This window comes from Alphaproteobacteria bacterium (assembly GCA_035625915.1).
Classification (GTDB): domain Bacteria; phylum Pseudomonadota; class Alphaproteobacteria; order JACZXZ01; family JACZXZ01; genus DATDHA01.
Window position 1 is genome coordinate 20,011 of sequence record DASPOR010000102.1, and the last position, 9,744, is coordinate 29,754.

The 9,744-nt window shown below is 60.1% G+C and carries 10 protein-coding genes, 1 tRNA gene and 1 pseudogene; 7 read left to right on the plus strand and 5 right to left on the minus strand.

What is annotated here, in order from left to right:
- Positions 1-24: 24 nt before the first annotated feature.
- Positions 25-1,113, minus strand: coding sequence for a 4-hydroxyphenylpyruvate dioxygenase (gene hppD / locus VEJ16_08260; GenBank protein HYB09650.1), 1,089 nt, complete (start codon positions 1,111-1,113; stop codon positions 25-27).
- 257 nt (positions 1,114-1,370) lie between these two features.
- On the opposite strand from hppD, the gene VEJ16_08265 reads away from it, so the two are divergent.
- Complete coding sequence (locus VEJ16_08265) at positions 1,371-2,066, plus strand: glutathione binding-like protein (GenBank protein ID HYB09651.1); 696 nt, start codon at positions 1,371-1,373, stop codon at positions 2,064-2,066.
- A 269-nt stretch (positions 2,067-2,335) separates the two neighbouring features.
- Entirely contained in the window at positions 2,336-3,541 is a 1,206-nt protein-coding gene (locus tag VEJ16_08270) for a pyridoxal phosphate-dependent aminotransferase (protein HYB09652.1), read from the plus strand.
- Positions 3,542-3,628: 87 nt separating this feature from the next.
- On the opposite strand, the pseudogene VEJ16_08275 reads toward VEJ16_08270, so the two are convergent.
- Both VEJ16_08275 and VEJ16_08280 read right to left on the minus strand, forming a co-directional pair.
- Positions 3,629-3,811, minus strand: a pseudogene (locus tag VEJ16_08275) (thiamine pyrophosphate-binding protein).
- A gap of 105 nt (positions 3,812-3,916) precedes the next feature.
- A complete protein-coding gene (locus VEJ16_08280) occupies positions 3,917-4,204 on the minus strand; it encodes a DUF1330 domain-containing protein (protein ID HYB09653.1) in 288 nt (95 codons plus the stop codon).
- 124 nt (positions 4,205-4,328) lie between these two features.
- On the opposite strand from VEJ16_08280, the gene VEJ16_08285 reads away from it, so the two are divergent.
- On the plus strand, positions 4,329-5,471 hold the full coding sequence (locus tag VEJ16_08285; GenBank protein ID HYB09654.1) for a PLP-dependent aspartate aminotransferase family protein: 1,143 nt from the start codon (positions 4,329-4,331) through the stop codon (positions 5,469-5,471).
- A gap of 36 nt (positions 5,472-5,507) precedes the next feature.
- Positions 5,508-6,128: a glutathione binding-like protein gene (locus VEJ16_08290; protein HYB09655.1), complete on the plus strand. Its 621-nt coding sequence runs from the start codon at positions 5,508-5,510 to the stop codon at positions 6,126-6,128.
- Positions 6,129-6,218: 90 nt separating this feature from the next.
- On the opposite strand, the gene VEJ16_08295 is transcribed toward VEJ16_08290, so the two are convergent.
- A complete protein-coding gene (locus tag VEJ16_08295; protein HYB09656.1) occupies positions 6,219-6,419 on the minus strand; it encodes a hypothetical protein in 201 nt (66 codons plus the stop codon).
- Positions 6,420-6,872: 453 nt separating this feature from the next.
- Between VEJ16_08295 and VEJ16_08300 the strand changes: the two genes are divergently transcribed.
- Positions 6,873-6,966: transfer RNA gene (locus tag VEJ16_08300), tRNA-Ser, on the plus strand.
- 121 nt (positions 6,967-7,087) lie between these two features.
- On the opposite strand, the gene VEJ16_08305 is transcribed toward VEJ16_08300, so the two are convergent.
- The gene (locus VEJ16_08305) at positions 7,088-7,222 is read right to left on the minus strand and encodes a hypothetical protein (GenBank protein HYB09657.1); all 135 of its coding nucleotides are present in this window, start codon (positions 7,220-7,222) and stop codon (positions 7,088-7,090) included.
- A 481-nt stretch (positions 7,223-7,703) separates the two neighbouring features.
- On the opposite strand from VEJ16_08305, the gene VEJ16_08310 reads away from it, so the two are divergent.
- On the plus strand, positions 7,704-8,114 hold the full coding sequence (locus tag VEJ16_08310) for a hypothetical protein (protein ID HYB09658.1): 411 nt from the start codon (positions 7,704-7,706) through the stop codon (positions 8,112-8,114).
- Positions 8,115-8,327: 213 nt separating this feature from the next.
- Complete coding sequence (locus tag VEJ16_08315; GenBank protein HYB09659.1) at positions 8,328-9,641, plus strand: branched-chain amino acid ABC transporter substrate-binding protein; 1,314 nt, start codon at positions 8,328-8,330, stop codon at positions 9,639-9,641.
- Positions 9,642-9,744 lie beyond the last annotated feature (103 nt).

Here is a 9,744-nt window from a genome sequence, read left to right on the forward strand (position 1 = left end):
GGTTCGATCTGAAGCGATCGCGTCCTACGCCGCGCCGTTCTTGAGCACGCCGCGGCGGATTTGGTCGAGCTCGATCGATTCGAACAAGGCGCGGAAATTGCCTTCGCCGAATCCTTCGTCGCCTTTGCGTTGAATGATCTCAAAGAAGATCGGCCCGATCAGATTTTGCGTGAATATCTGGAGGAGCCGGCCACCACCTTTGGTCGGTGCGCCGTCGACCAGGATTCGGTTCGCAGCAAGCCTCGCCAAATCTTCGCCGTGACCGGGAAGACGAGCATCGATGCGCTCGTAATAGGCGTCGGGCACGGTCTGGAAGGGCACCTGGCGCTGCCTCAAGCGCTCGACGGTTCCATAGATGTCGTCGGTTCCAAGGGCGACGTGTTGGATGCCCTCCCCGCGATAGGCATCGAGATACTCCGCGATTTGCGAGCGGTCGTCCGAGCTTTCGTTGATCGGAATGCGGATCTTGCCGCAAGGGCTCGTCATCGCCTTGGATTTGAGGCCCGTGAGCTTGCCCTCGATATCGAAGTACTTGATCTCGCGGAAATTGAAGAGGCGCTCGTAGAAATCGGCCCATTCTTTCATGCGACCGCGATGGACGTTGTGGGTGAGGTGGTCGATATAGGTCAACCCGGCACCGCTGGGTTGGTGCGGCACACCTTCGATCCACTCGAAGTCCACGTCGTAGATGGTGCCCTTCGAACCGTAGCGGTCGACGAGATAGATGAGACTATCGCCGATGCCCTTGATGGCGGGAATGTTGAGCTCCATCGGGCCGACCTTGCCCGGCACGCTCCAGGCCCCGAGTCCGAGTGCACGCTTGTGCGCTGTCGCGGCGTTGCGCACGCGGAATGCAATCGCGCAGATACTTGGGCCGTGAATGCGCGCGAAGCTCTGGGCGAAACTCTCCGGCTCCGCATTGAGGATGTAGTTGACGTCGCCCTGACGATAAAGGGTCACGTCCTTCGATCGGTGCCGGGCCACGGCCGAGAAACCGAGTTGCTCGAAAAGTGCCGCGAGCGCGCCGGGGTCAGGGGCCGTGTACTCGATGAACTCGAAGCCATCCGTTCCCATCGGATTGACGTCGTGAGCGCCCTCTACGGTCTCGGCCATGTCCGCCCTCCGCGGTTCCCTCCAGTCATTGACGCGACGAAACTCGCGCACAACGCGCTTGCCATGATAACGCAACTTCGCCGGAGCCGAGTTGGATATTCGCCCCGTGGCCCTATCGTTTCCATAGGTACGGCGCCATCGCCTTTTGCGCTGCGCGCAGGTAGGTTATGCGTTCGGGGTATCTTGCCTTTGCCTAAGCGGCGCCGATTTGAAGCCCCAATGCTCGCAGGACGAGCCGAGTTCGAACGGAGATGGCGATGATTGACGTATATACCTGGGCGACACCGAACGGCCACAAGATCCACATCATGCTTGAGGAATGCGGGCTGCCCTACAAGGTGCATGCAGTCGATATCGGGCGCGGCGAGCAATTCGACCCGGCTTTTCTCAAGATCAGCCCCAATAACAGGATTCCGGCAATCGTCGATCCCGAGGGGCCCGGCGGCAAGCCACTCTCCCTCTTCGAATCCGGTGCGATACTTATTTATCTGGCCGAGAAGACCGGCAAATTCCTGCCCAAGGACCCGCGCGGGCGGTACACGACGCTGGAGTGGCTGATGTGGCAGATGGGCGGCGTCGGTCCCATGTTCGGCCAGGCCCATCATTTCCGAAATTATGCCGCCGACAAGATCGAATACGCGATCAATCGCTATACAAACGAGGCCGGACGGCTCTATGGCGTCATGAACAAGCGGCTTGGCGAGGCAAAGTATCTTGCGGGCGACGACCTCACCATCGCGGATTTCGCGACTTGGCCGTGGACGCGCTCGATTGCCAATCAGGGCCACGACCTCGACAGCTTCCCAAATGTGAAGCGCTGGTTTCAGGCGATCGACACGCGTCCGGCGGTGCAGCGCGCGGTAAAGGTGCTGGCCGATCGTCGTCGCGACCTCGCGACGGACGAACAAGCAAAAGAGGTCCTCTTCGGCGCCACCCAGTTCGCCAAGCGTTAATCTACGCCCGCGCGACGGTAGGCCCGACGCACCGGGGAAACCGAGGTTGGCAAGCCGCCCCGAGACTCCCGTCCTGGACGTGGCAGGTTTCTGAAGGCATATCGATTTCGACTTGCGGTTTACGAAACCTTTCCAATTTATAGATATGTGTTCTATCTGGCGGCCTTGACCGCAGGTGGGCCACGCCTTTACGTGTCGCCAATGTGGGCGCGTTGGCGCTACAAGCCGTAAAACAAGGCCTGCGAAAAGCTTATTAGGAGCCATTGGGAATGCGTTTCTCGCCGCTCGTCGACAGGGTCGCTGGCAAAGGGGCCGCGGCATGGCACATCCATTTTGACGCCGAGCGCCAGAAGGCTGCCGGGCGCGACATCATCTTCATGACCGTCGGCGATCCCGATCAAGCCCCACCCGAGGCCGTGATCGAGGCGACCGTCGATGCGCTGCGCCGTGGCCGCACCGGCTATTCGCCCATCACCGGCTACCCAGAAGTGCGCGTCGCAATCGCTAAGCGTTTTGCCGAACGCACCGGCCAGCCATGTGCTGCCGAGAATGTCGTCATCGTGCCTGGCACGCAGGCAGGGCTCTTTTGCGCGCTGCAATGCCTCGCTGCGCCGGGCGACGAAGTCATCGCGACCGAGCCCATGTATGCGACCTACGAGGCGGTGGGCGGTGCGAGTGGTGCACGCCTGGTCAGAGTGCCTCTTCGGCCGGAGCACTCCTTCCATCCCGATCTCGATGCGATGGCAAGGGCAATCACGCCTGCCACGCGCGGCATCTGGATCAACAGCCCGCACAATCCGACGGGCGCGGTATTGACCCGGCAAGAAATCGAATCGATCGCGGCACTTTGCCGCCGTCACGAGCTGTGGCTGCTGTCCGACGAAGTCTATGAGGATCTCGCTTTCGCACGCCCCCATATCAGTCCGTGGAGCCTCCCGGGAATGGCGGAGCGCACGATTGTGGTCTCGAGCCTCTCCAAATCCCACGCGATACCCGGTTTTCGCTTCGGCTGGATCGTCGGGCCCGCTGCGCTCGCGAAGCACCTTTTTAATCTCCTCCTTTGCATGCTCTATGGTGGGCCGCCCTTCGTGCAGGACGGCGCACTCGTCGCCCTCGGCCGCCAGCTGCCCGAAGTCGCCGCCTTGCGCGAGGATTATCGCCGCCGGGCGGCGCTGCTCTCGGGCATCCTCGCAGAGGCGTCCCAATGCAGGGTCGTTCCGCCGGAAGGCGGAATGTTCGTGCTGCTGGACGTGCGGGGGACCGGCCTTAGTTCCGAGGCGTTCGCCGACGCACTCCTCGAGCGGGAAGGGGTCGCCGCCCTGCCTTGCGACGGGTTCGGGCCAAGTGCCGTCGGGCATCTGCGCCTTTCGCTCACGAATAAGGACGAGCGCCTTCGGGAAGCGGGCAAACGGATCGTTCGCTTCGCGCGACAGCTCGCCATGCGAAACGCGTTGGTCGATAGCGAAGTCACTTAGGTCTTCGCCATTTGCTCGCGCTTTTGCGAAATTTTTCGACATAGCGCGCGTGCTCACGCGCGTCCCGACGCCATCGATCGCGTTGGCGACCTCGGCGACGCCCAATACGCAGTTGAACCGCGCCGCCGCGTCGGCGGCGAAGCCGACCGCAGGCTCGTGGCTCAAAGCGTAGAAGGGCAGGATGGGCGACTGCTCGACCACCTTGATAAATGGCAGCGCGAAATCGCCGGGTATTCCGAAAAGCTCACGCGCGCCTCGCGCCCTGAGCATCTCGAGCACTACCTCCGCAACGTTCTTCGGACCGCCACCCGCGTCCTTGGGGAAATCGCCGAAGCGGCGTGAATTCGGCGGCTGAAGCCCTCTCGCTCTCCGCGTTCACGCACCCGCGACGGCGACGAGAGTTCCGTCGGATGCCGATTGGCGCAACTTGATCAGCGGCGCATATTCCGGCGAGCGATGCCATCGCTTGGCGGCGGCCATATCGGGGAATTCGAGGATCACGAGACGATGGGGGCGCCACGAACCTTCGAGCACCTCATGCTCTCCGCCGCGCACCAGGAATCGCCCACCATACTTCTCGATCGTGGCGAGGACCTGCTTGCGATACTCCTGATAGGCGTCGGGATTCTTGACGTTCACGTCGGCGATTACATAAGCAGCCATGTCGAACTCCATGCCGTACGGATGAGTGGAACGCCTAAGTGCGCTCGATTGTTCGCGGTGATTATGCCAGTATGCGCTGCGATACCCTAGACTCTTCAAATCACGACCCGGACCCTCGATCCCCATGACCCAGGACCAGAACTTAAAGCCCGCGACGCTCGCCGCCCAGGCGCTCGGTTGGGTCGACGCGACGACCCACGGGATTGTCCCGCCGATTCATACCTCGACCACCTTCATCCGCGATGCCGACAACCAATACCGCACCGGGCTCAGTTACGGCCGCGACGACAATCCGACCGGCGATCAGGCCGAAACGCTCCTGAACACGCTCGAAGGCGGACAAGGTTGCTTGCTCTTCGCCTCCGGCATGGCGGCCGCGACGTCGGTATTCCAAGCCCTCAAGCCCGGCGACCACGTTATCGCGCCGACGGTCATGTATTGGGGTTTGCGCAAGTGGCTGCTCGAATTCGCAACCGATTGGGGTCTCAAGGTCGAGCTGGTCGAGACCGGCGATCTCGCGCACCTCAAGAATCGCTTGCGACGCGGCGAAACAAAGCTCGTCTGGATCGAAACTCCGGCAAACCCGACTTGGATCGTCACCGACATTGCGGCCTCGGCGGCGGCGGCGCACGAGGCAGGTGCCCTGCTTGCCATCGATAGCACGGTCGCAACCCCGGTGCTCACGCGCCCGATCGAACATGGCGCCGACATCGTGATGCACGCGGCGACGAAATACCTGAACGGCCATGGCGACGTCATGGGCGGAGCACTCGTCACGGCCCGAAACGACGGATTTTGGCAGCGCATCGTGCGCCTTCGCCATGACAATGGCGCCATCATCGGCCCATTCGAGGCATGGCTGCTGATACGTGGACTGCGCACGCTCTATCTGCGGGTCGAGCGCTCTTCGGCGAACGCGATGGCGGTCGCGGCGCACTTTGCTGGCCATGGCAAAATCCTCGCCGTCCACTATCCGGGCCTCAAAAGCGACGCGGGTCACGCCATCGCGGCGAAGCAGATGGCGGGCGGATTCGGCGGCATGCTCTCGATCCGGGTCAAAGGAGGAGAGGTGGGGGCCATCGCGGCGGCGGCGCGCGTCAAAGTCTTCAAGCGCGCCACTTCGCTCGGCGGGGTCGAGAGCCTCATCGAGCATCGTGCAAGCGTCGAGGGCCCGGGCACGCCCGTGCCGAGCGATCTTCTGCGCCTTTCGATTGGCATCGAGGACGCGGAGGACCTGATCGCGGATCTCGAACAAGCGCTCGCTTAGTCAGCTTACGATATTTTAGCGTCATAGGAGGAATACTTGATCGAGCTCTACACATGGGGCACGCCCAACGGCCGCAAAGTTTCGGTCATGCTCGAGGAATGCGGCCTCGCGTACAACGTCCGCAAGATCGACATCACCAAGGACGATCAGTTCACGCCAGCCTTCGTTGCTATCAACCCGAACAGTAAAATTCCCGCAGTCGTCGATAGCGACGGCCCGGACGGAAAGCCGATCACGCTTTTCGAATCCGGCGCCATCCTGATCTATCTATCGGAGAAGACGGGCAAGTTCCTACCCAAGGACGCGCGGGGAAAATACGCGACACTGCAGTGGCTGATGTTTCAGATGGGTGGGGTCGGCCCGATGTTCGGCCAGGCCCATCACTTCATTCGCTCCGCGGCCGAGAAGGTGCCTTACGGGATCGAGCGTTACTCGAAGGAGACGAGGCGCCTTTACAGCGTCATGAACAAACGGCTGGGAGAGGCATCCTATCTTGCCGGGGCTGACTACACGATCGCGGACATCGCGACTTATCCCTGGGTCGCGCGCCACGAGTGGCACATGGTCGATCTTGCGGAATTTCCCAACGTCAGGCGCTGGTTCGACGCCATCGGTTCACGGCCGACCGTGAAGCGCGGGATGGCGGTGCCGGGCTAGTGCGGCGAATCCGGAAAGATTGCGCGATCCTCGGCCGGACGCGATTCGCTCGCCGGCCGATCCTGCTTCGTCAGCCCCGTGCCTACTTGTTCAGCCGATCGCCTGCTGCGAAGCCGCCGGCGTTCCTGCCCCTTGGCGCGTGAAGGGCACCACCGTGCCGCCACTTGCCGGGCGGGGAACGAGGAGACCTTGAAGTTCGCGCTTGCAAGTCTCGAGGATCATGACCTCGCGAGCGTCCTCGCGGTCGAATACCTGGATCGATGTGAGCTTGTTGTCGACGAGATCGAGCAACGACTCAACGCACTACTTCGACAGTGACATTTATGCCCCCTACCTAAGGCCTGCTGATCACCGTGCCAGTCTGCAGCAATTTTAATTAAAATTACGTGAATCGTTTACTCGTGTGGCGAAACCGAGATTCACTCCAAGCGGGTGCGGGACCGTGAGCGAATATCGGAGGCAAAGCCACGCGTGCAATACGTTGAATCTCGTGCGGTATTCGGATTAGAAGTTCCCAAACGCGGCTGCCGGCAAATTCATGGGAACTCAAATCCGCACGTTAAAGACCAACGAATTTTATTGCGTTCCTATCTTGGGGCCGCGGCCGGATGGCCCGCCACTCCGCTCGATACCGAAAGCGGTGCTTGGAGTGTTCCGCCCGTGTTCATTGACATATTGGCATCGCCCCGGTAAGTAGCCTGTCCGGTCGACCCTGACCGGCCCGCGTGATCTGTTTTGCGGCCTGGAGCGATGGGTGAGTGGCTGAAACCAACGGTTTGCTAAACCGTCATACGGGCTTAAACCCGTATCGAGGGTTCGAATCCCTCTCGCTCCGCCATGCTGCGGTTTTCCTCGGTTTTGATTGGCGTAGCAACCGTAGAACCGTTGCTGCGACAACTACGATTTAGGCTATTGCCACCCGATTGCCACCCAAAAGTATCGGAAGTGTTCTTACTGGCTCACTCGGTTAGAACGCCGGCCAGCGAAGTCTCGACGATGGCCGCGGCCGGCTCGTCGGTGTCGCCGAACGGGTGAGCATAGGTCGACAGGGTGATGACCGGACTTGCGTGACCGATCCGGCGGCTGACGGTCACGACGTCGAGGCAAGACGCGACGAGTTGACTTACATGCGTACGTCCCAAAGCGTGCAGTGTGACTTTCGGCAGTTTGAGAACCCGAACCGTCCGCGCCCAATCGGTGGTCAGCGCATCCGGCGCCCGCGGAGTTTCGCCAGGCCCGTTCGTATCTCGTCAGGGGCGAGAATTTGGGTCTCGGTGCGCTGGACGCACGGATGCTCCGCCGAAGCGACAGGATTATTCGTGATCGTACGCCATTTAACGGCATGGCCGAACACGCGATGCATGAGTCGATGAACGTGGTCGATCGTCCGTGGCGCCAAGCCGGCATCCTCGGGCTTCGCGCGCTGCAGCCTGCCATGAAGGTTAGCAACGTGCGCGGTCTTTGTTATGGCCAGAAATTGATACACCGGCGGGCTTTGGCGATTTGCCGTTGCACAACGCATCCAATGGGGCAATGCTTGCCCTGCAACGGCGCGCGAAACTAGGAAACGCCGACATGGTTGAGAAGCGAAAGCTTGTGTCTCGTTGGCAGAGTGAACATCATCTGATCGTTTTGGGGATTTGCGGGATGTTCTGCCTTGTCGCAGGATCGGCCCTGGGCGCTGAGAATGCGTTCGATGGCGACTACACTGGAACGAGAACGTTGACAAAAGGCGACGCTTCGCTTTGTCCCGCGAAGGAAGATGTATCCGTCGATATCCAGGGCCATACCCTGACATTCTCCCACAGCACACTAAAAGACTACACGGTAGCGTTTGATCCTGATTCGGATGGGTCATTCGGCGAGGTCATTATGGAGGACGGTGGGCGCCAGATCGCTATTCAGGGTCGCACGGTTGGCAATGTTTTAGACGCTGATGTCGATAATCCCCCCTGCGAGCATCACTGGCATGTGAAGAAAAAATAACGGGATCACGTCCCAATTCCATTTCAGGCACCGAAGCTCGCGCCGATATAGGCCGCCTTGCCAGCGACCAGTAGCTTGAATATTGCGCCAAAACGGTCCTATCCTCCTTCCGAATTAAGGTGAAACCGTCGGTTGTCTGGGATATGCCGGCCTAGTTCGCGATGGGAAATCCGATAATCATGGAGGCGAGTAGACGGAGAGGAGGGTGCCGAAATGTTCAAACCGATTCGCCGCGGCTCGTGGTACGGGATGGCCTCACGGCACTGCGACGATAGGAAGGGGAGTGCGCGCTCCCTACTAAAGATAACGCTCAGCCTGTGCCTCGGGATAGGTCTTGTGCCGCTCCTCGGCTGGACCGCGATCGGTCAAGAGACGGGTCTGAAGACGTTGTCTATTGGGTTGGATGCGCCACTCACCGGGGCGGAAGCCGAGGAAGCGATAGGGGAGATGGATGGTGCGCGCCTCGCCATTGAGGAGGCGAACTCAGCGCACCTCGTGCCGGGATACAAGCTTGTCCCGATCCAGCTCAGCGATGCCACGGTAACGGCGGCCGGATACGATCCCGCTCAAGCAGCAGCGAATGCAAGAAAGTTCGCCTCAAATCCTTCAGTTGTAGCCATTGTCGGACCAGTCGATAGCGGGTCCGCAAAAGCCATGCTGCCCATTCTTGCTAAGGCGCAGCTCCCAATGGTCGCGGGGAGTACGACGAGTCCTGATCTCACCAGCCCAAAATTCGCTCCCCAGTTCCGAACGAATGGCGAGAGAGTGGTCTTCTTCCGGACCTGTGCAAATGAAGCGTTTGTTGAGCCAGCAATGGTGAACTACCTTTATAATGAACATGGTGTCAGGAGTGTCTATATCGTGGACGACGGCGGTGGAGGGGGAGTGGCGCTCGCGGACTCGTTTGAAACAGCTGCGAAGAAGACGATGAAAGTATTGGGTCACGACTCACTCAACCCAAACGAGACAGACTACTCAACAATCCTAACGAAAATAAAAGGGCTCGGGCCGGACCTGCTTTTCCTGGGCGGGATCACGTCGGTTGGCGCTAAGCTGGCCAAGCAGGCGTACGAAATCCTGCCAAGCAAGGTTCTAAGGGGTGACGGGGGTGGCATCTATGGAGGGGACTTCTTAAGTGCGACCGGTTTCCCTGCCGCTGAGGGCTGGTTCGCGAACTCTGCCGCTCCACATGTTTTCGACACCTCGGCCGGCCAAGCTTGGGCGCGACGATTTTTTGAACGTTGGCACCAGCAACCCAGCGACTACAACTTGACCACATACAGTGCGGGGCTAGTCGTGGTTGATGCAATTGCGCGTGTCGTCAAGAGCGGCCAACCCGTCAGTCGCGCCAACGTTATCGCGGCTATCCAAAAGACGAACTTGAACACGATACAGGGGCCAATAGCGTTTGATCAGAATGGTGACCTACGAGAGCCGGTCATTAGCGTCTATCGAGTCACTCACGATGCGGCGTACCCTGACTCTGACGTGAGACAATTCAAGTACGTAGGATCAGCCAGTCCTTAGAGTCCGTTCAAGTTTAAGAATGTCCACGAGTGAGCGATACGTCTGAAGAGGAAAATTCTGCAAAAGAAAAGCCCCGTCATTGGCTGCAGGCTGGCGGGGCAAA